The 24,432-nt window shown below is 72.6% G+C and carries 29 protein-coding genes; 18 read left to right on the forward strand and 11 right to left on the reverse strand.

Going from position 1 to position 24,432, the window contains the following annotated elements; translation table 11 throughout:
* The first annotated feature begins 96 nt into the window (after positions 1–96).
* From OIE53_RS05625 to OIE53_RS05635, 3 genes are all read left to right on the forward strand, one after another.
* A complete protein-coding gene (locus OIE53_RS05625) occupies positions 97–837 on the forward strand; it encodes a GAF and ANTAR domain-containing protein (RefSeq protein ID WP_327025497.1) in 741 nt (246 codons plus the stop codon).
* A 101-nt stretch (positions 838–938) separates the two neighbouring features.
* Positions 939–1,472 (forward strand): DUF2231 domain-containing protein, encoded by a 534-nt coding sequence (locus OIE53_RS05630; RefSeq protein ID WP_327025498.1) that lies wholly within the window; start codon positions 939–941, stop codon positions 1,470–1,472.
* 71 nt (positions 1,473–1,543) lie between these two features.
* Positions 1,544–2,299: a class I SAM-dependent methyltransferase gene (locus tag OIE53_RS05635; RefSeq protein WP_327025499.1), complete on the forward strand. Its 756-nt coding sequence runs from the start codon at positions 1,544–1,546 to the stop codon at positions 2,297–2,299.
* Positions 2,300–2,301: 2 nt separating this feature from the next.
* Here OIE53_RS05635 and OIE53_RS05640 read toward each other — a convergent pair whose 3' ends face one another.
* Complete coding sequence (locus tag OIE53_RS05640) at positions 2,302–2,694, reverse strand: ankyrin repeat domain-containing protein (protein WP_327025500.1); 393 nt, start codon at positions 2,692–2,694, stop codon at positions 2,302–2,304.
* Positions 2,695–2,873: 179 nt separating this feature from the next.
* On the opposite strand from OIE53_RS05640, the gene OIE53_RS05645 reads away from it, so the two are divergent.
* The 8 genes from OIE53_RS05645 (at position 2,874) to OIE53_RS05680 (ending at position 8,229) form a co-directional block, all read left to right on the forward strand.
* Positions 2,874–3,335, forward strand: coding sequence for a cysteine dioxygenase (locus tag OIE53_RS05645; RefSeq protein WP_327027094.1), 462 nt, complete (start codon positions 2,874–2,876; stop codon positions 3,333–3,335).
* A gap of 34 nt (positions 3,336–3,369) precedes the next feature.
* Positions 3,370–3,861, forward strand: a complete 492-nt coding sequence (locus tag OIE53_RS05650) for a rhodanese-like domain-containing protein (protein WP_327025501.1) — start codon at positions 3,370–3,372, stop codon at positions 3,859–3,861.
* 45 nt (positions 3,862–3,906) lie between these two features.
* Positions 3,907–4,428 (forward strand): winged helix-turn-helix domain-containing protein, encoded by a 522-nt coding sequence (locus tag OIE53_RS05655; protein WP_327025502.1) that lies wholly within the window; start codon positions 3,907–3,909, stop codon positions 4,426–4,428.
* A 338-nt stretch (positions 4,429–4,766) separates the two neighbouring features.
* Positions 4,767–5,378 (forward strand): winged helix-turn-helix domain-containing protein, encoded by a 612-nt coding sequence (locus OIE53_RS05660; protein ID WP_327025503.1) that lies wholly within the window; start codon positions 4,767–4,769, stop codon positions 5,376–5,378.
* A 45-nt stretch (positions 5,379–5,423) separates the two neighbouring features.
* Positions 5,424–6,065, forward strand: coding sequence for a uridine kinase (locus OIE53_RS05665; protein WP_327025504.1), 642 nt, complete (start codon positions 5,424–5,426; stop codon positions 6,063–6,065).
* Positions 6,066–6,187: 122 nt separating this feature from the next.
* The gene (locus tag OIE53_RS05670) at positions 6,188–6,586 is read left to right on the forward strand and encodes a TraR/DksA family transcriptional regulator (protein WP_327025505.1); all 399 of its coding nucleotides are present in this window, start codon (positions 6,188–6,190) and stop codon (positions 6,584–6,586) included.
* Positions 6,587–6,631: 45 nt separating this feature from the next.
* Entirely contained in the window at positions 6,632–7,507 is an 876-nt protein-coding gene (locus OIE53_RS05675; RefSeq protein WP_327025506.1) for a DUF72 domain-containing protein, read from the forward strand.
* Positions 7,508–7,800: 293 nt separating this feature from the next.
* Positions 7,801–8,229, forward strand: coding sequence for a DUF2267 domain-containing protein (locus OIE53_RS05680; protein ID WP_327025507.1), 429 nt, complete (start codon positions 7,801–7,803; stop codon positions 8,227–8,229).
* A gap of 106 nt (positions 8,230–8,335) precedes the next feature.
* Here OIE53_RS05680 and OIE53_RS05685 read toward each other — a convergent pair whose 3' ends face one another.
* Positions 8,336–9,082, reverse strand: coding sequence for a PIG-L deacetylase family protein (locus OIE53_RS05685; protein WP_327025508.1), 747 nt, complete (start codon positions 9,080–9,082; stop codon positions 8,336–8,338).
* Positions 9,083–9,335: 253 nt separating this feature from the next.
* On the opposite strand from OIE53_RS05685, the gene OIE53_RS05690 reads away from it, so the two are divergent.
* Complete coding sequence (locus OIE53_RS05690; RefSeq protein ID WP_327025509.1) at positions 9,336–9,638, forward strand: hypothetical protein; 303 nt, start codon at positions 9,336–9,338, stop codon at positions 9,636–9,638.
* Between the two features lie 12 nt (positions 9,639–9,650).
* Complete coding sequence (locus OIE53_RS05695; protein WP_327025510.1) at positions 9,651–10,913, forward strand: cupin domain-containing protein; 1,263 nt, start codon at positions 9,651–9,653, stop codon at positions 10,911–10,913.
* A 163-nt stretch (positions 10,914–11,076) separates the two neighbouring features.
* Here the strand turns inward: OIE53_RS05695 and OIE53_RS05700 are convergent, their stop codons facing one another.
* The 5 genes from OIE53_RS05700 to OIE53_RS05720 all read right to left on the reverse strand — a co-directional run bounded on the left by OIE53_RS05700 (position 11,077) and on the right by OIE53_RS05720 (position 16,217).
* On the reverse strand, positions 11,077–11,739 hold the full coding sequence (locus OIE53_RS05700; protein WP_327025511.1) for a hypothetical protein: 663 nt from the start codon (positions 11,737–11,739) through the stop codon (positions 11,077–11,079).
* Positions 11,736–14,399 (reverse strand): FtsK/SpoIIIE domain-containing protein, encoded by a 2,664-nt coding sequence (locus tag OIE53_RS05705; RefSeq protein WP_327025512.1) that lies wholly within the window; start codon positions 14,397–14,399, stop codon positions 11,736–11,738. The genes OIE53_RS05700 and OIE53_RS05705 overlap by 4 nt, the downstream gene beginning before the upstream one ends.
* Positions 14,392–15,375, reverse strand: a complete 984-nt coding sequence (locus tag OIE53_RS05710; RefSeq protein WP_327025513.1) for a hypothetical protein — start codon at positions 15,373–15,375, stop codon at positions 14,392–14,394. Before OIE53_RS05710 ends, OIE53_RS05705 begins: the two co-directional genes overlap by 8 nt.
* Positions 15,376–15,384: 9 nt before the next feature.
* On the reverse strand, positions 15,385–15,645 hold the full coding sequence (locus tag OIE53_RS05715; RefSeq protein ID WP_327025514.1) for a hypothetical protein: 261 nt from the start codon (positions 15,643–15,645) through the stop codon (positions 15,385–15,387).
* Between the two features lie 194 nt (positions 15,646–15,839).
* The gene (locus OIE53_RS05720; RefSeq protein ID WP_327025515.1) at positions 15,840–16,217 is read right to left on the reverse strand and encodes a hypothetical protein; all 378 of its coding nucleotides are present in this window, start codon (positions 16,215–16,217) and stop codon (positions 15,840–15,842) included.
* A gap of 233 nt (positions 16,218–16,450) precedes the next feature.
* On the opposite strand from OIE53_RS05720, the gene OIE53_RS05725 reads away from it, so the two are divergent.
* Genes OIE53_RS05725 through OIE53_RS05735 form a run of 3 tightly spaced genes read left to right on the forward strand, consistent with a single transcriptional unit; the run spans position 16,451 to position 19,554 of the window.
* Positions 16,451–19,006, forward strand: coding sequence for an ATP-dependent Clp protease ATP-binding subunit (locus tag OIE53_RS05725; RefSeq protein WP_327025516.1), 2,556 nt, complete (start codon positions 16,451–16,453; stop codon positions 19,004–19,006).
* A 30-nt stretch (positions 19,007–19,036) separates the two neighbouring features.
* Entirely contained in the window at positions 19,037–19,201 is a 165-nt protein-coding gene (locus OIE53_RS05730; protein ID WP_327025517.1) for a hypothetical protein, read from the forward strand.
* The gene (locus OIE53_RS05735; RefSeq protein ID WP_327025518.1) at positions 19,201–19,554 is read left to right on the forward strand and encodes a DUF3140 domain-containing protein; all 354 of its coding nucleotides are present in this window, start codon (positions 19,201–19,203) and stop codon (positions 19,552–19,554) included. Before OIE53_RS05730 ends, OIE53_RS05735 begins: the two co-directional genes overlap by 1 nt.
* A 48-nt stretch (positions 19,555–19,602) precedes the next feature.
* On the opposite strand, the gene OIE53_RS05740 is transcribed toward OIE53_RS05735, so the two are convergent.
* From OIE53_RS05740 to OIE53_RS05750, 3 genes are all read right to left on the reverse strand, one after another.
* Complete coding sequence (locus OIE53_RS05740; protein ID WP_327025519.1) at positions 19,603–19,839, reverse strand: hypothetical protein; 237 nt, start codon at positions 19,837–19,839, stop codon at positions 19,603–19,605.
* Between the two features lie 19 nt (positions 19,840–19,858).
* On the reverse strand, positions 19,859–20,857 hold the full coding sequence (locus tag OIE53_RS05745; RefSeq protein WP_327025520.1) for a LysR family transcriptional regulator: 999 nt from the start codon (positions 20,855–20,857) through the stop codon (positions 19,859–19,861).
* A gap of 71 nt (positions 20,858–20,928) precedes the next feature.
* Positions 20,929–21,528, reverse strand: coding sequence for a hemerythrin domain-containing protein (locus OIE53_RS05750; protein WP_327025521.1), 600 nt, complete (start codon positions 21,526–21,528; stop codon positions 20,929–20,931).
* A gap of 152 nt (positions 21,529–21,680) precedes the next feature.
* On the opposite strand from OIE53_RS05750, the gene OIE53_RS05755 reads away from it, so the two are divergent.
* Together OIE53_RS05755 and OIE53_RS05760 are read left to right on the forward strand one after the other, a co-directional pair.
* Complete coding sequence (locus tag OIE53_RS05755) at positions 21,681–23,009, forward strand: M20/M25/M40 family metallo-hydrolase (protein ID WP_327025522.1); 1,329 nt, start codon at positions 21,681–21,683, stop codon at positions 23,007–23,009.
* Positions 23,010–23,066: 57 nt separating this feature from the next.
* A complete protein-coding gene (locus OIE53_RS05760) occupies positions 23,067–23,714 on the forward strand; it encodes a hypothetical protein (protein WP_327025523.1) in 648 nt (215 codons plus the stop codon).
* A 66-nt stretch (positions 23,715–23,780) separates the two neighbouring features.
* Here OIE53_RS05760 and OIE53_RS05765 read toward each other — a convergent pair whose 3' ends face one another.
* On the reverse strand, positions 23,781–24,431 hold the full coding sequence (locus tag OIE53_RS05765) for a YoaK family protein (protein ID WP_327025524.1): 651 nt from the start codon (positions 24,429–24,431) through the stop codon (positions 23,781–23,783).
* Position 24,432: the final 1 nt, after the last annotated feature.

Here is a 24,432-nt window from a genome sequence, read left to right on the forward strand (position 1 = left end):
ACGCCAGGGTCGCCGTCGGGGCCGCCCTGGTGCCTGTCTCGGAGCCGAGGAGGAGACCGTGAGGACGCTGGCCAGGCGTACGGGGGCTGCGGGTCGGTGAACCTGGAGACGAGTCCACCGCTGATGGAGACCCTCGGCGTGTTGGAGACGGCGGCCCTGTTGCGGGAGCTGACCGCCGGACTGATCGGTCTGGACGATTTCGACGAGGCGCTGTCCGCCCTGGTCCGCATCACCCGGGACGCCATCGCGGGGGTCAACTGGTGCGGGTTCACCGCCCTGCGGGCCGGTGAGCCGGTCGGGGTGGCCGCCTCCGACGCCCCGATGAGCGGGCTGGACGACCTGCGGTACAGCTCCGACACCCCGGCGATGGACGCCATCCGGCTGCGGGAGATGGTCCGGGCGGAGAACCTGGCCACCGAGCCCCGCTGGCCGCACTGGCGGGCCCAGGCCACCGAGTTGGGGGTACACGGGGTGATCTCCGCCCCGGTCGACGTGGACGAGCAGGTGATCGGGGCGATCAACCTCTACGCCGACCGGTCGGACGCCCTGACCACCGGCCACCAGCTCACCGCCATGCTCCTGGCCGAGCAGGCCGGTCTGCTGCTGGCCGCCGTACGGGACCGGCAGCGGCGCAGCGCCCAGGCCGACGCCCGGGACGCCGCCCTGCTCGGCGAGGGGGTGATCGGCCAGGCCATCGGGGTGATCATGACCCAGCGGGGCTGCCCCCCGGAGGACGCCCTGGAGGTGCTGCGCAGCGCGGCCACATCGCTGTCCATCCCGTTGCGGGAGGTGGCCGAGCGGCTGGTCAGCACGGTCTCCCGTCCTCGGGACAACTGAGTTCCCGACCTCGGACGACTGAGCCCGGCTCTCGTTTCGCCCTGGTGGCCCCCGGGTAGCACCCTGGACTGGTGGGCTGATTCCAATCCCAGGGGGGAACGATGCAGAGCCGACTGCGGGTGCAGGGGCACCCCATTCAACCGATGCTGGTGACGTTCCCGTACGGGCTGTTCGTCTGCGCGACCATCTTCGACTTCGCCCAGGTGGTCGGCGGCCCGGCCCTGCTCGGCGAGGTCGGTTACTGGACCGTGGTGGCCGCCCTGGTGGCGGCGGGACTGACCACGGCGGCCGGCATGGTCGACCTGTGGGACGTGCCGCCGGACCGGACCCGCAGTACCGCGATCAGCTTCAACCTGGTCAACGCCGGCATGGCCGGGCTGTTCCTGCTCTCCTGCCTGGTGCGGGCGGAGTCGCCGACCCGGGGTGCGACCGCCGTACTGCTGGTGGTCGAGGTGCTCGCCCTGGCCGTCGGGGGTCTAGGGGTGGCCCTGGGCGCCCGGCTGATGCGCCACTACGAGCCCGGTCGGGCGGAGCCGACCAGCTTCGACGCCCTGCGTGGCTCCGGCACCCCGCGTGCCGCCGCCCTCAGTGGCGTCGACGCCCGGACGGTCGAGATCGTCCGCCCTCGTCGGTAGCCCGCCGGGCCCGGGGGGCACCCGGGTAAAGGCGTTGCCACCGGTCAGCCACTCCGGAGACCCTGAGCCCTGTGTCCAGGCAGGCGAGTTTCGAGGAGTTGGTCGCTGAGGGGGCGACCGCGCCGGTCGAGGGCTGGGCCTTCGACTGGCTCACCGGACGGGCCACCGAGGAGCGTCCACCCTGGGGGTACGCCCGCCTGGTGGCGGAGCGGATGGCGACGGTCGACACGGCGCTGGACATCGACACCGGCGGGGGAGAGGTGCTCGCCGAGGTGCCCCACCCGCCGCGGCTGCTGGTGGCTACCGAGGCCTGGCCGCCGAACGTGCCGGTGGCCCGGGCCCGGCTAGCCCCGATCGGGGCCCGGGTGGTCGCGGTGGGTCCGCACGCGCCGCTGCCGCTGCGCAGCGGCGCCTTCGACCTGGTGGTCAGCCGGCATCCGGTGCACACCGACTGGCCCGAGGTGGCGCGCGTGCTGCGGCCCGGTGGGACGTTCCTGTCCCAGCAGATCGGGCCGGGCACCGTACGCGAACTCAGCGAGGCGATCCTGGGGCCGCTGCCGCCCCCGGCCCACCGGCACCCGGAGCAGGCGGTCGCCGCCGCCGAGGCGGCCGGGCTGACCGTCGTCGACCTGCGTACGGCCACCCTGCGTACGGTGTTCCACGACATCGGCGCCGTGGTCTGGTTCCTGCGCAAGGTGGTCTGGACGGTGCCCGGTTTCACCGTGGCCGCCCACCGGCCGGCGTTGGCCCGGCTACACGAGCGCATCCGCGCCGAAGGCCCCTTCGTGGCCCACGCCAGGCGTTTCCTCATCGAGGCCCGGCGTTGAGGTCAGGCGGGACGCAGCAGGGTGAGCATCTCGGACAGGTCGAAGAACTGCGCGGTCTCCACGGCGGAGGGGTTGCCGTGGTCCGGGTCGGCGCCGGCGGCCAGCAGGGCGCGTACCGCCTCGGCGTTGCTGCGGAACACCGCCGCCGCCAGGGCCGTCTGTCCCCGGTCGTTGGTCCGGGTGTGGTCGGCCCCCCGGTCTAGCAGCGCGGCCACCGTCTCCGGGTGGGCGTGGTACGCCGCCAGGATCAGCAGGGTGTCGCCCTTGTCGTTGGTCAGGTTGACCGGCAGCCCCGCGTCGACGTACCCGGACAGTTCGGCGGTGGCCCCGTCGCGCGCCAGGTCGAACATCCGGTGCGCGAACTCCAGGGTCTCGGCGTCGAGTTCCTCGCTCACCGGGTCAGGTTAGTCGCCCCGCCGAGGGGGCGCTCGGCCCGGCCATCCGTGCCCCTCACTGGCTGGGGATGCGGTAGCCGTCGAAGGAATCATGTCCCGGCATTCGGGATAACCTACTAAACCTATAGGGTTTGCATCCTAGACTGGTGGGGATCCTGCCGACCATCGCGAGGGACCTCATGCCTGCCCTGTTCGCCACCGAACCCGACCTGCTCGCCGTCGCCCGGCGCTGGGCCGGTGACCCGACCCGCTGGCCGGTACCGCTGCGCTTCGACCCGGCCACCCGGTGGTACGCCCGGCTGGCCGCCGACGACGACCACGAGGTGTGGGCCCTGAGCTGGTTGCCCGGACAGGGCACGGACCTGCACGACCACGGCGGCTCCTCCGGGGCCTTCCTGGTCGCCTCGGGAGTGCTCACCGAGCAGACCGTCAGCGGGGCGGGGCTGCGTCCACATCTGCTGGCCGCCGGCACCGGCCGCCGATTCGGCCCCCGGCACGTGCACATGGTCACCAACCGGCATCCCGAGCCGGCGGTCAGCGTGCACGTCTACCGCCCCGCCCTGCGTCGGATGACCCGCTACCACCTGGACGGAGGTCGGCTGCGCGTCACCGAGGTGGCCGAGGCCGGCGTGGCATGGTGAACCCCCTTCACCCGCGCAACACCTGGAAGGAACGATGATGCCGCAGACCGACCCCGCCGCCCACTGTCCGACGCCCCCGCCGGGCTCCCGGGGGATCGAGGAGATCCTCAGCGCCGCCCGGGCCCGGCTGGACCGGCTCGACCCGGAGCAGGCCCACCTGGCGTACCGGGGCGGGGCCCTGCTGGTCGACATCCGACCGGCCGCGCAGCGGGCCGCGCACGGCACCGTGCCCGGGTCCCTGGTGGTCGAACGCAACGTGCTGGAGTGGCGCTTCGACCCCCGGTGTCCCGCCCGGCTGCCCCAGGCGGTCGGCTACGACCTGCCCGTGATGGTGCTCTGTCAGGAGGGCTACACCTCCTCGCTGGCCGCCGCGTCGTTGCAGGATCTCGGCCTGTTCCGGGCCACCGACGTGATCGGTGGCTTCGCCGCCTGGCGGATCGCCGGCCTGCCGGTGCTGGGCCCCACCTCGTTGATCCGCCCGTCCACCCCCGCGCCCCCGGCGACCGCCGGCCGGGTGTCCCACTGATCAGCCACGCCCACCCGGCGTGGCGGTAGCCCCCAGGAGGCCGTCGTGTCCGTCGTCGCCATCACCCCACGCCAACACCCCTCCGGCCGTACCCACCGGGGTCGCCTCCTCCGGCGACGCACCGGACCCACCCTGACCATCACGGTCGACCTGGCCGCCGCGGCGACGAGCCCGCGCCTGCATCGGCTGGTGGAACTGCTCGGCGAACTGGCCGAGTCGGGGGAGGGGCGGCTGTCCGGCGACCCGGTCGCCGCCCCGCCGGCCGATCCGAGCGTCCTGCGCATCCTCACCGGACCCCGGACCGTCCGGCAGGGCGACCGGGTGATCCCGCTGACCCGCATCGAGTACGACCTGCTGCTGTTCCTGGCCGAGCGGCCCCGGCGGGTCTTCACCCGCCTCCAGCTGCTCAACCAGGTCTGGGGGTACGACCACGCGGTGGCCCGCACGGTGGACGTGCACGTGCGTCGGTTACGCGCCAAACTCGGCCCCGGTACGCCGCTGCTGACCACCGTCCACGGTGTCGGCTACCGACTGGCCGACGATGCCCGGGTGAGCGTCGAACGCTGAGTCGACGTCCAGCGTGGCGGGTCCCGGTCGGGGCCGCGCCACGCTGACCAGGTCCGGACCCGGAGTCTGGGCAGTTAAGCAGGCCCCGTTCGGGCAGGTGATCGTGGCTCCCGACGAAAGGTGAACTCCGGTGTCGACCCCCCGTATCGGGTCAAGTTGGCGACTCTGCTGTAATCATCTGGCCTCGTACGCAGAGCGAGCGGACGGCTCCGAAGTGTCGGCCAATTGTCACATTCACACAACGCAGCCGCCCCTTGACCCGCACACCGGCGCCGGGAAACATCGATAAAGCGGCGTCCCGGGGCCGTGGGGAAAGCCCGGACCAGCCTAGGAGGACCATGTCGGTCAGCCCCGCTTCGTCGCGCGCCGGATGGCATACGTCCCAACCAGCGGTCCCCGGTCGGCCACCCGGCGGTCAACGCCGCCCCACCAGCAGCGCGACCCCGGTCATCACGGTCACCCTGTCGATTCCGCTGGCCTGTGAGGAGTCCCTGACCCCGGCCGCCCGCCAGCTGTTGGAAGCCGCCAGGGAGCTGCTGGAGAACGGCGAGGGCACGATCGTCAACGGGGGCCCGGCGGTGCCGGAGCGGCGCACCGAGGTCGTACCGGCCGGGCGGGCACCGACCCGACCCCTCGCCCCGACCATCCCCACCCTGCACATCCTGGCCTCCTCACGGTCGGTGCTGCGCGACGGCGAGCCGCTGCCGCTGACCCGGCTGGAATTCGACCTGCTGCTGCACCTGGTGGTGCATCCCCGTCGGGTGTTCACCCGGCTTCAGCTGCTCAACGCCGTCTGGGGTTACGAACACGCCGGTGTGCGTACGGTCGACGTGCACGTACGCCGACTGCGCGGCAAGGTCGGGGTGGACGTCCCCCTGGTCACCACGGTCTACGGGGTCGGCTACCGGCTGGCCGACGAGGCCCGGGTCACCCTGGACGAGACCGGCTGAGCGCCACGGGCGATCGGTCCGAGGATCACCGGGCAGGATTGTCGGATGCGTGTGCGTCCCATCTCCCCGCAGCGACTGGTCACCGAACTGGCGCAGCGACTCGCCGACACCGACCCGACCCGGCGCCTGCGGGTGGCCGTGGACGGCCCGAGCGCCGCCCGCCCCGAGGAGATCGCCGCGGCCCTGGTGGATCCGCTGCGGGCGTGGGGTCGCCCGGCCCGGCACCTCCGCTCCGAGGATTTCCTGCGCCCCGCCTCGGTACGCCTGGAGCGGGGCCGGACCAACCCGGACTCGTACTACGAAGGCTGGGTGGACGAGGCCGGACTGCGCCGGGAGGTGCTCGATCCGGCCGGGCCGGACGGGGACGGGCGGATCCTGCCCTCCCTGTGGGACCCACGCACGGACCGGGCCAGCCGGGCCGAATACGTCGAGTTGCCCCCGAACGGGATCGTCCTGGTCAGCGGCGCCTTCCTGCTCGGCGGAGGGCTGCCCTTCGAGATCACCGTGCACCTGGAGATGTCGGCCGCCGCCCTGGAACGGCGTACCCCTGCCGACCTGGCCTGGACCCTGCCGGCCCACGCCCGCTACGCCGAGGAGGTGGCCCCGGCCACCTTCGCCGATCTGGTGGTCCGGTTGGAGGACCCGCGCCGGCCGGCGATCGTGGAATCCGTGCCGGACGCGGTTTGACCTTCGGGCCACCGGGGTAATCGCGGGGCTCACAGCGCCCGGGTGATCACCAGCCGGGGCGGTATGACCGGGTGGGGTGGTCCCATCCGCGATGACGATGAGTCCCAGGAAGGCAGGCAGCCATGCTCGTCCACGACACGGTCGGCACGGGCCGATCCCAGGCGGAGATCGACCAGATTCGGCTCTCCCTTCAGGCCCGCTACGCCGAACTGTCCGAGGAGTACGAGCAGGCCGTGCAGCAGAGCCAGGTGCTGCGGCTGGTGGAGGTCGGCGACACCGCGGGCGACGACCAGGCCGACAGCGGCACCAAGACCGCCGAACGGGACACCGCGCAGTCGCTGTTGCGCACCATCCTCGACCGCCGGGCCCAGTTCGAGCACGCCCTGACCCGGCTCGACGAGGGCACCTACGGCTTCTGCGAGGGCTGCACGGCACCCATCCCGGTGGAGCGGCTGGAGATCTTCCCATCGGCCACCACCTGCGTGACCTGCAAGCAGACCCGGGAACGTCGGGCCGCGTGAGCGGGAGCGGTCGGCGGTCGGTCCGGAACGCGGAGCAGGGCACCCATGGGCGAGATCACCGTGGGGACCGCCTCCTGGACCGACCGCACCCTGCTGGACTCCGGGTGGTACCCCCAGACGGCGGACACCCCGGAGAAGCGGCTGGCCTACTACGCCCGGCAGTTCCCGCTGGTCGAGGTCGACGCCACCTACTACTCCCCGCCGGCTGAGCGGACCGCCCGGCTCTGGGCCGACCGCACCCCGCCCGGCTTCACCTTCAACATCAAGGCCTTCAGCCTGCTCACCGGCCACCCCACCAAGGTCAGCGCCATCTACCAGGATCTGCGGCCGGCCACGGACAAACGCAACCTCTACCCGGACGACCTGCCCCCGCAGGCGTACGAGGAGGTCTGGACCCGGTTCCTCAGCGCCCTGGACCCCCTGGTCGAGGCGGGCAAGCTCGGCGCCCTGCTGTTCCAGTTCCCACCCTGGTTCACCCTGCGCCGGGACAACAAGCAGTACCTGCTGGAGGTGACCCGGCGCTGCGCGCCGCTGCGTCCGGTCTTCGAGTTCCGGCACGCCTCCTGGTTCGACGGGGACAACGCCGCCGAGACCCTGGACTTCCTGCGTGAGCATCGGTTGGCCTACGTCAGCGTGGACATGCCGCAGGGACACCGGTCCTCTGTTCCGCCGGTGCTGGCGGCCACCTCGGATCTGGCGGTGGTCCGCTTCCACGGCCACAGCGACAAGTGGACCAGCCGCGACATCCACGAGAAGTTCGGTTACCGCTACTCGAAGCGGGAGTTGGCCGACTGGGCCCCCAAGCTGCGCGAACTGGCCGATCAGACCCGGCAGACCCAGGTGTTGATGAACAACTGCTACCGGGACTACGCCCAGGTCAACGCCAAACAACTCCAGGCCCTGCTGACCGAATCCGACTGACCGCCGCCGGGGCATCTCACCCGGAGGGGGTGAGGGTGGGTCACCTCGCCTCGGCGCAGGGTGGTGGCAGCGCGGAGATCGTCCGCGCGAGACGACCGCACGGAGGTGGATGGCGATGACGGTGACACCGCATCGGCGGCGGAACGCCGTCCTGCGGGTCGTCGGGGCAGCCGACCGGGCTCGGCGGGCAGGTCCCGGGCTGGGCAGCCCGATCCGCCCGCGACCCGGGCCGGTGGGGCCGCCGCGACGCCCCGACGACCGACGGTGGGAGACCGACCTACGGAGGTGGACAGATGGCTGAGCGGTTCGAGTCGGCGATAGAGTCCTCGGTGGACAAGACCAACCTGATCCTCAAGGACATCGAGCAGGCGTACGGCTGGCCCAAGGCGCAGCGCAACCAGTCCTACGCGGCCCTGCGTACGGTGCTGCACCTGCTGCGCGACCGGATGCCGGTGCAGGAGTGCGCCCAGTTCTCCGCGCAACTGCCGATGCTGGTGCGGGGCCTCTACTTCGAGGGCTGGCAGCCGGAGAAGGTGCCGATCAAGCTGAACCGGGAGGACTTCCTCCAAGAGGTGCGTCAGGGCTTCCCCTACGACACGCAGGGCGGCCCGCAGCGGGTGGTCCAGGTGGTGCTGGACACCCTGCGCCGGCACCTCTCCCCGGGCGAATGGGAGGACGTCCGGTCCACCATGCCGGAGGATCTCGTCCCGCTCATGCCCTGACCGTCCGGCTCACCTTGATCGACTTCGCTACGCCGGAATGGCGGTTTCCCGCAGCCCTGGATCCCGCCGTTTCGGCGTAACGGCGCGGGCTACCCACCCTGCCGGCCTACCAGAGGTCGAAGTGGAACACCTCGAACGAGGTGCCGTAGCGCACCCCCAGCCGGGTGCCGACCGGTCGGGCCCCACCTTCCAGGAACTCCTCGGCGTCGAAGCTGCCGTCACCCAGCCCGGTCAGGTACGCCTCGTGCGCCAGCAGGGAGGCCACCCCCTTGTCGAAGGTCTCGGTGGTGTCCACCCCGTGCTTCGACCGGGGAGAGGAGGCCGCCCAGACCTGGCGTACCCCGCCCCACGGCTCGATCGCCTCGGTCAACTGCTCCGGGAAGATCCACCGGTTGCCGGCGTCGCGTACCGCGTCCAGGGTGGCCCGTCCCACCGCGATGTGATCGGCCTGGTTGAGGGTGTCGGCGCCGTCCCAGGTGGCCCGGAAGTTGTTGGTGATCACGATCTCCGGCCGGTGTCGACGGACCACGGCGGCCAGTTCCCGGCGCAGGGGCACCCCGTACTCCAGGATCCCGTCGGGCAGGCCCAGGAACTCGACCGTGTCCACCCCCACCAGGGCCGCGGAGTCGCGCTGCTCCTGCTCGCGTACCTGTCGGGCCTGCGGTGGTGGCATCCCGTCGATGCCGGCCTCCCCGCTGGTGACCAGGCAGTAGACCACCTGTTTACCCTGCCCGGTCCAGCGGGCCACCGCGGCGGCGGCGCCGAACTCCAGATCGTCGGGATGGGCCACGATCGCCAGGGCGCGCTGCCAGTCCTCGGTCACCGGCTCCAGGGGTTCCAGTGCTTCGGTCATCGCCACCTCCGTACTGCTCGGCTCGCCCCATCCTGTCACTGTCGGCCGTATTGCACCGGAATCGACCTTCGCCACCGCAGCCCGCACGCCGGTCCCTCGGGTGGGGGTACCGAGCGGGGCGAACCGGGCGTGTCGCGGCGAATCGGCGTCTACGGTGGGTGGCACTGGTTTAGAGAAGATCGCGCGTGGGGTACCACGCGCGGCACGGCAAACCCCACCGACGGCGGGGGCTGGTTTCATCCGAGGGAGCACGATGCCACTCAACGACGACGACATCCAGAGCACCAGCGGCGGCGGCCTGGAAGGCCCGGCCGACGGCGGCGCGACCCCCGGTCAGCACGACGGTGGGGCGGACGGCAGCGCCGAGGGTCCGGCTGACGGTGGTGCGACGCCGGGTCAGCACGATGGTGGGGCGGACGGCAGCGCCGAGGGTCCGGCTGACGGTGGTGCGACGCCGGGTCAGCACGATGGTGGGGCGGACGGCGCCGCCGAGGGTCCGGCCGATGGTGGTGCCACGCCGGGTCAGCACGACGGTGGTGCCGACGGTGCGGCCTGACGACCGAGCACGATGACGCGACTCGATGCGCCGGGCGGCGGTGTCCGCCCGGCGGTTGCGTACCCGACCTCCGCGCTGGCCCGCTGTGTCAGCGTCGAGCCGGAGAAGTTCGCCACCGCCCACTGGGGACACACCCCGCTGCTGTCCCGCGCCGCCGAACTGCCCAACCCGGCCGGCTTCAACGACCTGCTGAGCCCGGAGGACGCCGACGAACTGCTCAGCCGCCGTGGTCTGCGTACCCCCTTCCTGCGGGTGGCCAAGGACGGCCAGGTGCTGCCGGCGGCGCGTTACACCGGCGGCGGTGGCGCCGGCGCCGAGATCGGCGACCAGGTCCTGGACGAGAAGATCCTCCAGTTGTACGCCGGGGGCGCCACCCTGGTGCTTCAGGGTCTGCACCGCAACTGGCCACCTCTGATCGACTTCACCCGCGACCTGAGCCTGGCGGTGGGGCAGCCGTTGCAGGTCAACGCCTACCTGACCCCGCCGGGCAGCCAGGGCTTCGCCACCCACTACGACACCCACGACGTGTTCGTGCTCCAGGTCGACGGGCGCAAACATTGGCGGATCCACCCGCCGGTGCTGCCCGATCCGCTGGAGCGCCAACCGTGGGGCGGACGGGCCGACGAGGTCGCCGCCACCGCCGCGGGACCGGCCACCCTGGACGTGGTGCTGGGGCCGGGTGACGCGCTCTATCTGCCCCGGGGCTGGCTGCACAGCGCCCAGGCGCAGGAGTCCAGTTCCCTGCACCTCACCGTCGGCGTCCGGGCCCTGACCCGGTACGCCCTGGTCGAGGAGTTGCTGGCCCTGGCCACCGAGGACCCCCGGCTGCGGGCCACCCTGCCCTTCGGCATGGACCTGGCCGACCCGGAGGCCATCGAGCCGGAACTCACCGAGACCGTCGAGGCGCTGCGCGACTGGTTGTCGCACGCCGACCCGGCGGCGGTGGCCGCCCGGCTTCGGCAGCGGGCCTGGTCGGCGTCCCGACCCGCCCCGATCCGTCCCCTGGCCCAGGCCGCCGCCCTGGCCACCTTGACGGTCGACAGTCGGGTCACCGTCCGCCCCGGCCTGCGCTGGCAGTTGACCCTCACCGGCGACCAGGTCACCCTGCGCCTGTTCGACCGCACCATCACCCTGCCCGCCTACTGCGAACCCGCCCTGCGCGCCCTGCTCACCGGCGAGGTGACCCGGGTAGGCGACCTCCCCGCCCTGGACACCGACACCGACCGCCTGACCCTCACCCGCCGCCTCCTCCAAGAAGCAGTCCTAACCCCCTAACCCCTCCCTCCCTCCCTCTGCGCGCCGATCTTGCACTTTCGGTCGCTGATTCGCCCCGATTCGCGGCTTCTGCGGCGACGAAAAGTGCAAGATCGATGCGCAGATAGAGGGGCGGGGCGGGGAGGGGTGGGGGAGGGAGGGGTGGGGGGAGGGAGGGGTGGGATTAGAGGGTGGTTAGGAGGAGGAGGGTGGTGGTGAGGCCGGCGGACACCACCAGGAGGACGGGGCGGGGGGTCAGGACGGCGTGTTGGCGGTCGGCGATCAGGCGGGCCGGGAGCAGGCCCAGCACCGGGCCGAGGAGGGTGATCACCAGAGCCAGCACGGGTAGGCCGACGGCCAGTTCACCCTCGCTGCGGGCACCCAGGGCCCGGGCCCCGACCCCCAGGGCGTACGCCAGCACGGCACCGCCCACGCCGCACAGCAGCATCAGCGGGTTGACCTTGCTGGACAGTTCGCCCCGCTGGCGGGTGCGCCGCAGCAGGTCGCGTACCCCCTCCAACAGCGGCAGGGGGTCGCCGGTGGCGTCGGCTCTCGGTGTCGGTGGCGCGCCGGCGCGGCGTCCGCCGCCGCCCAGCCGGGCATTGAGTTCCTGCCACAGCACCGAGACCTCGGCGTCGACCCGTTCCTGGGTCTCCCGGGCGGCTACCAGTTCCCGCTCGGCCCGGTTGACCTCCTCGGCGGACTCGGCCACCGCCCGGTCGGCCGCCGCGCACTGCTGCTCGTACCAGCTGTGCGCCTCGGCCTGTTGCTCCCGCACCCGGGCGGTCAGTTCGGCCAGACGCCGCAGCGCCGCCGCGTAGGTCTGGCTGGTCACCGGTTCGTTCATCGGGCTGGTCCGTAGGGGATGATGGTCTGCCCGGTGCGGTGCACCGCCCGGTCGAAGAACAGGCCCCGCCACGGCCGGGGATACCAGTCCGGCCCGGTGCCGGGGTAGAGGGAACCCAACTCCCCGCCGTGGGTGTCCAGCGCCACCCAGGCCCCGATCTGGTCAGTACGGGCGCTCGGTCCGCCCAGGTCGGCACGCATCCGGGCGATCCCCCGCCACCAGGCCAGCACATGGGTGCGCCGTTCCGGGCCGTCGTGCAGGATCCGGCGCAGGTGGGCGCCCCCGGTGGCCTTCCCGATCCGGGTGGCCAGGGCCCCGGCCGCCGCGTCGACGGCGAACAGCAGCAGATAGTGGGGGGCCTGGCTGACCCCGGGGGCACCCAGCCCCTCGGCGGTCTCGGCCAGCAGTTCGGCCACGCTCTCCTCGTCGTACCAGGCGGCGTCGTCGGCCAGTTCCTCGTACAGGGCCCGGGCCGCCGGGTCGGCGTCCGGGTCCAGGCAGGCGATGGAGAACCGGGCCGTACCCGGACGGTGCTGGCGGGCCAGGGAGCGGGCGGCGGCGTCCAGCACCGCGCAGGCCTCGTCGACCCGGGTACCGAGCACGGCCAGGTTCCGCCCCGGAGCGCGCGGTAGCCGCAGGGCGGCCGACCGGGCCTGTACGTCGATGATCTCGCCGAGCAGGGCCACCGGGCCGCGGGGGGTGCCGATCTCCGGGGCGGTCAACGCCCGGAAGTCCGGCGCGTCCGCCAACCGGGGGATCGCATCGCCGTCGAACAGCCGCGCCGGTGCCGCCTCGGCCGGACGCATCCGCCACAGCCGGTGCTGAAGCTCGCTCCAGGTCTCCCAGTCACTGGCCGAGGGGATCCGGGCCACCTCGTTGCCTTCGGGCAGGCCCGACTCGGCGTTGACCACCGCGTGGAACTTCGGTAGCGACTGGGCGGCGTCGTTGCGTTCGGCCAGGATCCGCAGGGCCTTGGGCAGGGCGATACGCAGGGTGAACTGGGCCACCAGCGCCGGACGCCCCCACAACGCCTCGATGCCGCGTACGTCCTGGGAGGCCAGCACCAGGTGGATGCCCTGGGAGCGGCCCCGCCGGGCCAGGTCCTCCAGCAGGTCGGCGGCCTCCCGGGCCACCGCATCCCGTCCGGCCAGCAGCATCTGGAACTCGTCCACCACGGCCACGATCCGGGGCCAGTGCCCGGTGGGGTCCACCGCCCGCAGCTCGGCCAGCTTGGTGACCTCGTGTTTCTTCGCCGCGTCGGCCCGGCGGCGCAGCTCCTCGGCGAGGAAGCGCAGCAGCGCCAGACCGAACTCCCGGTCGGTGTTGACATTGATGCCGACCAGTCGCATGTGCGGCAGCCAACTGGGGTCCCGCCGCCCCTGGGCGAACCGGGCGAAGGACACCCCCTCCTTGAAGTCGAGCAGGTAGAACTCCAGCTCGGCGGGGGAGTAGCGGGCGGCCAGGGCGCCGATCCAGGCGAAGATCAGGTTGGTCTTGCCGGTGCCGGAGGGCCCGCCGATCAGCGCGTGCGGCGGATAGTCGCCGAGGGTGACCAGCACCGGGCGGCCGTGCGGCCCCTCGCCGATCGGGGCGGTCAGCCCGGTCGCCGAGTCCTCCCGCCACATCTGCTCCGGGGCGGGCAGCAGATCGGTGAAGGGGGTGGGGGCGGGACCGGCGTTGACCACCGAGGCGATCTGGCGGCAGGTCTCGGTGACCAGGGCGGCCGGCGGGGGCGGGTCCAGGTGCACCGGCAGGGTGTCGACCCGGGCCTGGGCCCCGGTGACCCGTATCCGGGTGACGGTCGGTTCCGCCGGCAGCGGCACACCCTGCACGATCAGGTGGACCCCGCAGGCCGCGCCGGCCCGGACCACCCGGTCGAGTTGGCCGCGTTCGTGGCGGGACAACTCCTCCCCGCCGAGCAGCACCGCCACCCGCCAGGGCTCGGGTCGGCGGCCGGTGGTGGCGGCCAACTCGCGCAGGGTGGCGTGTTCACCGGCGAGCACGGTCTCGTTGATCCGGCGGATCTGCTCCACCAGGTCGTCCAGCAGCCGACCCAGCCCACCCGGCCCGACGAAGGTGAGCAGCCCGGCGGTGCCCAGGGGGGCGAATCCGGCCAGTCCGCCGCCCAGGTGATCGGGGTCGTAGCCGACCACCCGCACCCCTCCCGGCACGGCCCGGCCCAGGCTGCGCAGCAGCAGGGCGGAGACCACGGCGGCGCAGCCCTCGGGGTCTCCGTCGAGTGCCACATGGCCGGCGTCGAGCAGGGCCACCAGCGCCGGCACCGGGTCGACATCGGGCAGTTGCACCGTACCGATGCGGGTTGCGCCCGGGGGTTCGGCGCGATCGGCCGGGGTGGGCCGCCATCGTTCCCACGGCACCGAGCCCGCCCCGGGCGCCTCCCGGGCCGCGGCCTCTGCCGCCTGCCGGGCCAGGGCCGCCAGCCGCGCGGTGTGCTGGGCGTCGATCTCGGCCAGGCGCTTGTCGCGTTCGGCACCCACCCGCTCGGGTACGCCGAGGGCGGCCCGCCGCACCCGTACCGCCCGGTCCCGGGCGGTGGCCAGGGCGGTCTGTGCGGCCTCCGACCTGTTCCGGGCGGAGCCGAGGGCGTCGGCGAGCATCTCCCGGACCCGGACGACGAGCTGGTTGCGCCGATCAGCCATCGATCCCGTTCCCGGGCCGGCCGTTCGTCCCCTGCTCGGTGGTGGGCCGTCTCGGTGGGCCGGCCGACGGTGGCTCGCGCCGGGGCGGGCGGGCCTCGGCGGCTCCGGTCGGCTCCCCCGGGGTGCCGGCGCTCTCCGGCAGGTCGCGGCCGAGCCGGTCGAGCAGGACCCCGGCGAGTACGCCGGCGGTGACCGCCGGATCGGCCGCGTGTGGCTGCTCGCCCTCACCGCGTCGCGGCGGTGGCATCCGGCAGACCCGGGTCAGCATGGTGTCCAGCACCGGGGCGGGCAGACCGGGCAGCAGGTCCCGCACCCGGCCGTCCAACTCGCGGTGCAGCCGGGGCAGATCGTCGCCCCGGGGCGGGTGGCCGAGCAGTTGCCCGGCCAGATCACGCAGCAACGGGGGTGCCACCGCGGCCAGCCCCAGGCCGACGTCGGCGTGGGCCCCCCGCAACTCCCGGTGCAGCCGGTCCCGGTCACCGGCGCGTACGCCGTGCACCACCCGGCGCAGCAGTTCCCGGGAGTCGGTGACCCGTTCGTCGGGCCGCTCGCCCGACCCCTCGCCGCCGCCGGTCAACTCCGCCACCCGCACCGCCCACCAGCGGCGCAGCCGCACCTCACCGGCCGCTTCCGGGGCCTCCTCGGCGACCATTTCGCTGGCCGGGGGAGCGTCGTGGGCAGGCCGACGCTGGGGTGCGACCGGCGGTGGTGCCGCCCCGTCGGGGGCCAGCCCGATCGCGGCCAGGTATTCGGTCAGCTGCTCCTGGGCCACCCGCAGCGCGTATCCGGCGGTCTCGGCGTGCTCGACCGCAGCGGACAGCTCCGGCACCCCCATCGGGCTGGCCGACTCCTGCCGTACCCAGCGCAGCCGCTCGGTGGCCAGCCCGAACTTCTCCAGGGCCTGCGCCAGCAGGCCCAACGGCAGTTCCTCGGCGGAGGCCCGGACCTGTGCGCCGACATCCTCGACGATGGACACGCCCGGCCCCTAGAGTGTCGCGACGTACTGCTGGGCCTGCTCGACCGCGACGAGCGTCGCGGCGAGGCACTCCTCAAGCTCCTGACTGGCCTGGGTCAGCGACGCCTGCGCCGCCTCGACGGTGGTGTGTCCGCTGCCCTCCAGGGCACCGGCGAGGGTCTGCTGCGCCTCGGCCAGTTTCTCGCCGGCGGCCTGGACGGCGCTCTGGCCGTCACCGATCTGTTGGAGCGCTATCTCGATGGCTGCCTTGAGCTCGGCGACGCTCGCCACGCGGGAACCTCCTGGGGGCGGGGAGGACTCCATTAGAGCCTATGCCGGTTACGGAACGGACATCCGCCCTGTCAGTGTTGCTGCCTTGCTGACCGGTTGTCGACCGCAGGGGACGTGAGTCCGATTCGTGAGACCCGGGGTCGTGAGATCACCAAACGTGATCAATGCCTGGTCGCAGCGGCGTACGGGCGGGATCAGGGGCGCAGCCATCGGGGGCCGTACACCTCGGCGCCGAGCACGGTGACCCGATCCCGCAACGCCCGGTCGGCGGTGACCACCAGGCGTCGCCGGTCGCTCGCGTCGGCGACCAGCTCGACCACGGCGTCGTCCCCGGAACCGGTGGCGGAGACCACCCGCACCCCCTCGACCCCGGGCACCTTGCGGGCCGCACCCTCGACCACCAGCACCACCTCCACCGGCGGGGGCAGATCCGGCGGCACCCCCTGCCCACTCAGCGGCACCAGGGTGTCCCGCAGGCGGGCGGTCGCCCCGGCCCGGTCCCACCACCAGCCGTCCGGCCGGGATCCGACCACGTTGGCGGCGTCCACGATGAGCAGCGGAGTCGCGTTCATCGGCCCACCATGCCACCCGGCCCAGGGCGCGGCGTGACCGCCGCGCCGGGCGGCCTGGGTCGCTCACCCGCCGTCCCCGCTCCCGCCGTTTCGGCGAAACGGCGGCCTCCTGCTGCCGCGGACACCGCCATCGCGCCGAAACCGAGTCGATCAAGCAGCCGGGGTGGCGTTTGTCCGGCCGGGGGCCGGGTAGCCCGTGCCGACCCGTCTCGCGCCCGACCGCGGAGGAAGACATGATTGGACCCGGCGACTTCGGTTCGGACCCGTGGGACGAGTTCCTGGCCCGGTACTTCGGTCGGGGTGAGGGTGGGCGTCGGTCCGCCCACCGGGTCGACATCACCCGACTGATGACCGCGGACGCCCGGGAGATGCTCGCCGACGCGGCCCGGCGGGCGGCGCAGCGCAAGAGCAACGACCTGGACACCGACCACCTGCTCTGGGCCGCCCTGCAACGGGAACCCCTCCAGGATCTGGTGCGTCGCGCCGGGGCCGATCCGGACACCCTGATCAACGCGTTGGGTGGGCGGGGCGACGGTGCTCCCCGGGGCGAGGTGCCACACAACCTGTCCTTGACCCCGGCGGCCAAGCGGGCCCTGCTGGACGCCCATCAGCTGTCCCGGGCGATGGGCGCCAACTACATCGGTCCCGAGCACATCCTGATGGCCCTGCCGCTGAACCCGGAGTCGCCGGCCGGTCGGATGCTCGCCGCCGGGCGGATCCAGCCGGAGTCCTTGCAGGCCGCCAACGCCGAGCGGGGGCCGATGGCCAACCCCCGCCCGGATCGCGGCACCCCCACCCTGGACCAGTACGGCCAGGACCTCACCGAGCTGGCGCGCAACGACCAGATCGACCCGGTCATCGGACGGACCGCCGAGATCGAGCAGGCGGTGGAGATCCTGTCCCGGCGGACCAAGAACAACCCCGTGCTCATCGGCGAGGCCGGGGTCGGCAAGACCGCGATCGTGGAGGGCCTGGCCGAGCGGATCTGTGACGGTGACGTGCCGCAGACCCTGCTCGGCAAGCGGGTGATCCAACTGGACCTGGCCGGTCTGGTGGCCGGTACCCGCTACCGGGGCGACTTCGAGGAACGGCTGAAGAAGGTGATCGACGAGATCCGGGCCCACCGGGAGGAGCTGATCATCTTCCTGGACGAGATCCACACCCTGGTCGGTGCGGGCGGCGCCGGCAGCGAGGGCGGCATGGACGCCTCGAACATGCTGAAACCGGCCCTGGCCCGCGGCGAGCTGCGGGTGATCGGCGCCACCACCCTGGACGAACACCGCCGCAGCATCGAGAAGGACGCCGCCCTGGCCCGCCGTTTCCAGCCGGTGTTCGTGCCCGAGCCCAGCGTCGAGGACACCGTGGCCATCCTGCGCGGCCTGCGGGACCGCTACGAGGCCCACCATCAGGTGCGGTTCACCGACGAGGCCCTGGTCGCCGCCGCCGAACTGTCCGACCGCTACATCACCGACCGCTACCTGCCGGACAAGGCCATCGACCTGATCGACCAGGCCGGGGCCCGGGTCCGGCTGCGCACCCGGACCCCGGCCGCCGACGTGCGCGACCTGGAGCAGCAACTCGAGGAGGTACGCCGGGACAAGGAGCAGGCGGTCGCCGACGAGCAGTACGAACGCGCCTCCGCCCTGCGGGACCGGGTGGCCGAACTGGAGGAGCAGGTAGGCCGGGCCCGTGGCGAGGACGGCGGCGCCAACCAGGTACCCGAGGTGGGGTCGGAGGAGATCGCCGAGGTGGTCTCCCGGGCCACCGGCATCCCGGTCAGCCAGCTCACCGAGGAGGAACGCGACCGGCTGCTGCGCCTGGAGGGGCACCTGCACCAGCGGGTCATCGGCCAGGACGACGCGGTCAACGCGGTGGCCGAGGCGGTACGCAGGTCGCGTACCGGGTTGGCGGACCCGAACCGCCCGATGGGCAGCTTCCTGTTCCTGGGCCCCACCGGGGTGGGCAAGACCGAGCTGGCCCGGGCCCTGGCGGAGGCGTTGTTCGGCGAGGCGGACCGGATGGTCCGGGTGGACATGAGCGAGTTCCAGGAACGCCACACGGTCAGTCGGCTGGTCGGCGCCCCACCCGGCTACGTCGGGTACGAGGAGGCGGGCCAGCTCACCGAGGCGGTACGCCGCCGACCGTACGCGGTCGTGCTGCTGGACGAGATCGAGAAGGCGCACCCGGACGTCTTCAACATCCTGTTGCAGGTGCTCGACGACGGTCGGCTGACCGACAGTCAGGGCCGGACGGTCAACTTCAAGAACACCGTCCTGATCATGACCAGCAATCTGGGCTCCGAGTTGATCACCGGCACTCAGCGGTCGGTCGGCTTCGGTGCCGGTGCCCCCGGCGAGAGCCAGGAGAACGACGAACTGCGGGAGCGGCTGATGCGCCGCCTCAAGGAGAACTTCCGCCCGGAGTTCCTCAACCGCATCGACGAGGTGATCATCTTCCGTCGGTTGGAGGCCGAGCAGTTGCGGCAGATCACCGGCCTGATGCTGGAGGAGACCCGCCGTCGGCTGCACGCCCAGGACATCGAGGTGGACTTCACCACCGCCGGGGTCGACTGGCTGGCCGAGCACGGCTACCAGCCGGAGTTCGGGGCCCGACCGCTGCGCCGGGTCATCCAGCGGGAGGTGGACAACCAGTTGTCCCGGATGCTGCTGGAGCAGCAGGTGTCCCCGGGGCAGCGGGTGATCGTGGACGCCCGCGAGGGCCACCTCGACTTCGAGGTGGCGGCCGGGGAGCGCGGCTACACGGCCGCCTCCACCACCCATCCCCGCTGATCGGAATGTCCCCGGACCGGGAGGGTACAGATGACCGAACCGGAGGAGAACCGCGACGAGGACCGGGCCGACCCGATCGTCGCCCCGCCGACGGCCAACCCCGCCCGGGTGCAGGTGCCGGCGGAGGGACCGGGTGGGCCGATCGACGAGGGGGACCCGGAATCACCCGGGTCGCCGCCGGCAGAGGAGGGCTGATGGTACGCGAACAGCGACTCGAACCCGAGGTGGAAGTGCTCTGGGACGACTTCCACGCCGAGGTCAACGTGCCGTCCGAACAGCTACGGCAGTGGCTGCTGACCCGTGGTTCCGGTGAGGAGGCGTTCGGCCCCGGCCCGGATCTGGACCTGCCCGAACCGGGGCGGCAGATCCTCGCCGTACTGCGCAAGCGCAAGGTCGACCTGACCCCGGAGGACATCGAGGTGATGCGGGAGGCCGTGGAGCGCATCCGGGAACTGACCGCGGCCCGGCCCAGCCGGGGCAACGCCGACGACCAGTGGCGGCACTCCCTGCTCGACCTCGGACACGACGTCCTGGTGGTGAAGCGGTAGGGCCACTCGCCAGCGCCGCCGTCGGGACCCCCGACGGCGGCGCCGACGCTACTCCGTGCCCAGACTGGCGATGGTCAGACCGGTCGCCTCCGCGGCGGCCGTCCGGTCGGCGCGGGTCTGCTCCTCCCGGGTGAGCAGGTCGGCGTACTCGGTCAGGTCGGCCGGGTCCGGAACCTCCGGCAGCCGACGGAGGAAGGCTTCCACCTCCCGGACGGCGGTGGTGTGTCGCGCGGCCGCCTCGCGGAGGACCTCGCGGTCGTCGGCGGCGGGGTAGAGGTCGGTCATGGCCGCCCTTTACCCGCCCTCAGGCCGTTCGCACCCCGGGGTCCACCACCACCGGCGCCGTCGCCCGCAACCCGAACGCCGGGTTGCGCAACAACCAGGCCAGGTACGCCGGGTGTGGGGCCAGGGAGTCGGTGTACGAGGTCAGCGCCGTCTCCAACACCAGATCGGCCATCCGGGCGGCCGGTGACTCCGGATGCCAGCCCAGCATCAGCCGCCACCGCAGGGGGCTACCGGTCAACCGCCGGGTCACCAGCCCGGCCACCGGCCGGAAGGTGGCCTGACACAGGGCCACCGCCTCACCGGCGTCCACCAGATCTATGCAGCCGCGCACGTCGGTCTCGTACACCTTGCGGGGGGTGAACCCGGCCCGGGCGCAGGCGGCGGCGAAGCAGTCGCCGAAACAGCCGTCCCCCGGGGCGGCCACCCACTGCTCGTGGCGCAGGTCGGCCAGCGCCACCTCGTCGCGCCGGGCCAGCGGATGGGTCTCCGGCAGCAGCACCATGATCGGGTCTACGGCCACCTCCCGCCAGCTGAGCCCGTAGTCCGCCGAGGGGGTGGAGTCGCCGCACACCCCGGTCAGGGCGAAGTCCAACCGCCCACCGGCGACCAGCTGCGCCAACTCGTCCACTGACCAGGAGGCGTACGTGGTGATCTGGGCCTGTGGCTGCTCGGCGGCGAGCCGGTGCACCAGCCGACCCAGGATCGGGCTGTTCACCCCGCCGAACCGGTAACGGCGTGGGGCGTCCCCCGCGCCGGCCAACCGGGCCGCCTCGTCCTGAAGGCCCTTCATCGCGGGCAGCAGCACCCGGGCCCGGGCCAACACCAACTCGCCGAGGGCGGTGGGCCGGGCCCCCCGACGATCCCGTTCGAACAGCGGCCCGCCCAGGGTCCGCTCGATGCGCTGGAGCTGGGCGGTGAGTGCCGGCTGAGCTAAGCCCAGCGTCGAAGCCGCCTTGGTCACGCTCCCGGTCTCCGCGATGGCGCAGACCACCCGCAGGTGGCGCAACTCCAGGTTCATAGCGTGACGGTAGGGCCACGGAGCAGTTGGCGGTAGTGCCTGGAGGTATCAACGGCCATGAACATGCTCACTCAGCGCCCGGGCCGCTCCTCCAACTCGCTGAGCTGTGTGTGTCGGCCGGTCACCGCGTCCCGGAACTTGTCGACCAGGGCCACCGCGGGCTCGACGATCCGGTTCCACGGCGGGGTGTGCGGCACCCCCGGATGCGGGCGGGTGGGTGCGGCCTCCTCGGCGATCTCCAGCCGGTTGCCGAGCCGGACCAGTTCCTCCTCGGTGGCGGCCTGACACAGCCGCTGCACCAGCGGGTCGACCGCCGACACGTGGGTCTCGACCAGTTGGGCGACCATCGCCAGCCGGTCCTCGGTCAGCCCCCGCAACGCCATGAGCAGCGCGGCGTCGCCGGCCAGCACCTCGGCCACCGGCTCGTCGGCGTCCTCGAGGGCCTGGCGGACGGCCGGCAGCAGGTACTGCTCCTCCGCCGACAGGTGCCGGGACAGGGCGGCGACCAGGATCTCCCGGCCGTGCGCGGGGTCCGGGCCCGGCTCGACCAGCCGCCGGGCGAGCGCCAGCAACTGCCGGTGCTCCTCGGCGATGGTGTCGGCGATGCTGCGCCCCGGGGGCTGGTAGCCGTCGCCGGGGGTGGGCGGTAGCGGCGGCAAATGGACGGACACGGTCCCTCCTCGGCGGGGCGGTGGAGGGCCGATGATATGGCAACCTCGGCGCGGGGCAGTACCCGCACCGGTCGGTGTCGAAACCGTCTCACCACGGCGTCGGCTGTACCGCTGCCGCACGCGCCTGACCTGCGGGCTGGTATGAAGAGGCGATGACGAGTGACGCCCGCCCCGCCCTTCCCGCGCCGACCGACGAGGTCGTCGACCTCTGCCGGGATCTGCTGCGCATCGACACCACGAACACGGGCGACAACGCCACCAGCGTCGGGGAGCGCCTCGCCGCCGAGTACGTAGCGGAGAAGCTGGCCGAGGTCGGCATCGACCCGGTGCTGCACGAGTCCGCCCCGGGCCGGGCCAACGTGATCGCCCGGATCCCCGGCACCGACCCGAGCCGGGGAGCCCTGCTGGTGCACGGCCACCTGGACGTCGTACCGGCCGACCCGCACGAGTGGTCCGTGCACCCCTTCTCCGGTGAGCTGCGCGACGGCTACCTGTGGGGTCGGGGGGCCATCGACATGAAGGACTTCGACGCGATGGTCCTGGCGGTGGTACGCCACTGGCAGCGCACCGGGGTCCGGCCGCCGCGCGACATCGTGCTGGCGTACACCGCCGACGAGGAGGCCGGCAGCGACTACGGCGCGCACTTTCTGACCACCCGGCACCGGGAGCTGTTCGACGGGTGCACCGAGGCCGTCGGCGAGGTCGGCGGATTCTCGTACAGCTTGGACGAGAACCGGCGGCTCTACCTGATCGAGACCGCGGAGAAGGGCATCGACTGGTTGCGCCTGCACACCAAGGGCCGCCCCGGGCACGGTTCGATGGTGCACGACGACAACGCGGTCACCGCCCTGGCCGAGGCGGTGGCCCGGATCGGGCGGCACCGCTTCCCGGTGGTCGTCACCGACACCGTCCGGGCCTTCCTGGAGGAGGTCTCCGAGCTGCTCGACATCGAGCTGGACCCGGAGGACCCGGAGACGGCGATCGCCAAGCTCGGCCCGATCGCCAACATCATCGGGGCCACCATCCGCAACACGGCCAACCCCACCCGGCTGGCCGCCGGGTACAAGGAGAACGTCATCCCCGGCAGCGCCAGCGCCACCATCGACTGCCGCAGCCTGCCCGGCCAGTCCGAGCTGCTGGAGCAGCAGCTACGGGAGCTGATCGGCCCGGACATCGCGATCGAGTACATCCAGCGCCAGCCCGCCCTGGAGACCACCTTCGACGGTGACCTGGTCGAGGCCATGTCCGCCGCGCTGCGGGCCGAGGACCCGGGGGCCCACCCGGTGCCGTACATGCTCTCCGGGGGTACGGACGCCAAGGCCTTCTCCCACCTGGGCATCCGCTGCTTCGGTTTCGCACCGCTGCGGCTGCCGGCCGATCTGAACTTCTCGGCGTTGTTCCATGGCATCGACGAGCGGGTTCCGGTGGACGGACTACAGTTCGGCGTGCGGGTTCTCGACCGGTTCCTGCGTACCTGCTGATGCCGTGCCCGGTTCGGGCCCGGCAGCTGACGAAACTTCCTGAAAGGGACGCCTCCTATGACCGACCAGCACGGTGAGCTGGATGCCGCTCTCGAGCGCGTGATCGAAGCGGCCCGCCACCACCTGGCCGCCGTCCGCGCCGCGCAGGGCCGGATCGACGACGACGACGTCTGGCGGGCGTACGTCGCGCTGAACAACGCGTCCTTCGCCTACGACGAGCAGCTCATGGACGCCTTCGGTGAGGTCACCCCGTGGGATGTCGAGTCGATCGACCCCGACGAGGTCGACCAGCGCCTCGGCGCGGCCGACGGGGTGGAGGCGACCGACCCCCACCCCCAGGTGATCTCGGTACGCCAGCGGCGCGACTACCGGGTGCCGAGCGTCTCCGCGCTGATCCGGATCGCCGAGGCGGCCCGGCGGGAGGGCATCCCGGCCGAGGAGGAGGTGCCCCCGGTGGAGGGGGTCGGCGAGGCCGTGCTGGAGCTGCTGCAGAGCGGCGACGGTTCACTGTCCGCGCTGGACGTGCCCGAGTTGGAGCCGCTCGACGGGGTCGTCATGGTCAGCGAGGTCGGCACCCCGGTCGACCTGGAGTCCTTCGACGACGACGATGCGGTCGGCCCCTTCCAGCCGGCCACCGGTGACCGGCTGGTCGGGCGGCTCGACGAGCACCCCTTCCTCGACGACGAGGCCGAGCACGCGCACTGATTCCATGACCGCCGGGCCGCTGCCGTCATCCGACGGTGGCGGCCCGGGGGGCGGATCGACCCCGGGTCACGGGGTGTGCCGGGGTCGCTTCGACAGGGCCAGCAGCAGCATCACCACGATCAGCGCCCAGGTGATCACGTAGGTGACCATCGGCCGTTGCTCACTGGCCGCCCCGACATATCCGCCGATCGCGTAGCTGGCCAGGCAGAGCAGACCCAGCCCGGCGATCCGTCGGGCGCCGCTGGTGTCCCCGCGCTCGAAGACCCAGTCGGCCAGCCCTCGGGTGGTCCGCAGCACCGTGCCGGTCTGGAAGGAGGTCGCGGTCTGCACCCCGAAGGTACGGGAGACCAGCCCGCCGAGGATGCCGACCGGGAAGGCGCACAGGGCGGTCAGCACGGTCCGCTCGGTCAACGAGTCCCGACCCGAGTCGAGGGACTTGTCCACCAGCCCCCACAGCACCAGCAGGGCCAGCATCGCGAGTAGTTCCCACCCGGGGGGTCGCAACGGACCCGCAGTGGGGAACCGGCGCAGCCCGGCGCCGAGCAGACCGCCCAGACCGAACGCGATGATCGACGCCAGGGCGGACGGCCACGCCGGGAGATGCCCGGCCAGGCCCATACCGATGAAGGCTACGTTTCCGGTCTGGATTCCGACGAACACCTTGTACCGCAGGAACGAGAAAGCGTCGACGACTCCCGCCAATCCGGTTCCCAACATC

The sequence above is a fragment of the Micromonospora sp. NBC_01739 genome (genome assembly GCF_035920385.1).
Taxonomy (GTDB): Bacteria; Actinomycetota; Actinomycetes; order Mycobacteriales; family Micromonosporaceae; genus Micromonospora.

Excerpts from the sequence above, each read along its gene's own strand:
- OIE53_RS05630 (WP_327025498.1), top strand. The coding sequence starts at position 939 with ATGCAGAGCCGACTGCGGGTGCAGGGGCACCCCATTCAACCGATGCTG.
- OIE53_RS05645 (WP_327027094.1), top strand. The coding sequence starts at position 2,874 with ATGCCTGCCCTGTTCGCCACCGAACCCGACCTGCTCGCCGTCGCCCGG.
- OIE53_RS05650 (WP_327025501.1), top strand. The coding sequence starts at position 3,370 with ATGATGCCGCAGACCGACCCCGCCGCCCACTGTCCGACGCCCCCGCCG.
- OIE53_RS05660 (WP_327025503.1), top strand. The coding sequence starts at position 4,767 with ATGTCGGTCAGCCCCGCTTCGTCGCGCGCCGGATGGCATACGTCCCAA.
- OIE53_RS05665 (WP_327025504.1), top strand. The coding sequence starts at position 5,424 with ATGCGTGTGCGTCCCATCTCCCCGCAGCGACTGGTCACCGAACTGGCG.
- OIE53_RS05670 (WP_327025505.1), top strand. The coding sequence starts at position 6,188 with ATGCTCGTCCACGACACGGTCGGCACGGGCCGATCCCAGGCGGAGATC.
- OIE53_RS05675 (WP_327025506.1), top strand. The coding sequence starts at position 6,632 with ATGGGCGAGATCACCGTGGGGACCGCCTCCTGGACCGACCGCACCCTG.
- OIE53_RS05680 (WP_327025507.1), top strand. The coding sequence starts at position 7,801 with ATGGCTGAGCGGTTCGAGTCGGCGATAGAGTCCTCGGTGGACAAGACC.
- OIE53_RS05685 (WP_327025508.1), bottom strand. The coding sequence starts at position 9,082 with ATGACCGAAGCACTGGAACCCCTGGAGCCGGTGACCGAGGACTGGCAG.
- OIE53_RS05690 (WP_327025509.1), top strand. The coding sequence starts at position 9,336 with ATGCCACTCAACGACGACGACATCCAGAGCACCAGCGGCGGCGGCCTG.
- OIE53_RS05695 (WP_327025510.1), top strand. The coding sequence starts at position 9,651 with ATGACGCGACTCGATGCGCCGGGCGGCGGTGTCCGCCCGGCGGTTGCG.
- OIE53_RS05700 (WP_327025511.1), bottom strand. The coding sequence starts at position 11,739 with ATGAACGAACCGGTGACCAGCCAGACCTACGCGGCGGCGCTGCGGCGT.
- OIE53_RS05705 (WP_327025512.1), bottom strand. The coding sequence starts at position 14,399 with ATGGCTGATCGGCGCAACCAGCTCGTCGTCCGGGTCCGGGAGATGCTC.
- OIE53_RS05720 (WP_327025515.1), bottom strand. The coding sequence starts at position 16,217 with ATGAACGCGACTCCGCTGCTCATCGTGGACGCCGCCAACGTGGTCGGA.
- OIE53_RS05725 (WP_327025516.1), top strand. The coding sequence starts at position 16,451 with ATGATTGGACCCGGCGACTTCGGTTCGGACCCGTGGGACGAGTTCCTG.
- OIE53_RS05730 (WP_327025517.1), top strand. The coding sequence starts at position 19,037 with ATGACCGAACCGGAGGAGAACCGCGACGAGGACCGGGCCGACCCGATC.
- OIE53_RS05735 (WP_327025518.1), top strand. The coding sequence starts at position 19,201 with ATGGTACGCGAACAGCGACTCGAACCCGAGGTGGAAGTGCTCTGGGAC.
- OIE53_RS05740 (WP_327025519.1), bottom strand. The coding sequence starts at position 19,839 with ATGACCGACCTCTACCCCGCCGCCGACGACCGCGAGGTCCTCCGCGAG.
- OIE53_RS05745 (WP_327025520.1), bottom strand. The coding sequence starts at position 20,857 with ATGAACCTGGAGTTGCGCCACCTGCGGGTGGTCTGCGCCATCGCGGAG.
- OIE53_RS05755 (WP_327025522.1), top strand. The coding sequence starts at position 21,681 with ATGACGAGTGACGCCCGCCCCGCCCTTCCCGCGCCGACCGACGAGGTC.
- OIE53_RS05760 (WP_327025523.1), top strand. The coding sequence starts at position 23,067 with ATGACCGACCAGCACGGTGAGCTGGATGCCGCTCTCGAGCGCGTGATC.
- OIE53_RS05765 (WP_327025524.1), bottom strand. The coding sequence starts at position 24,431 with ATGTTGGGAACCGGATTGGCGGGAGTCGTCGACGCTTTCTCGTTCCTG.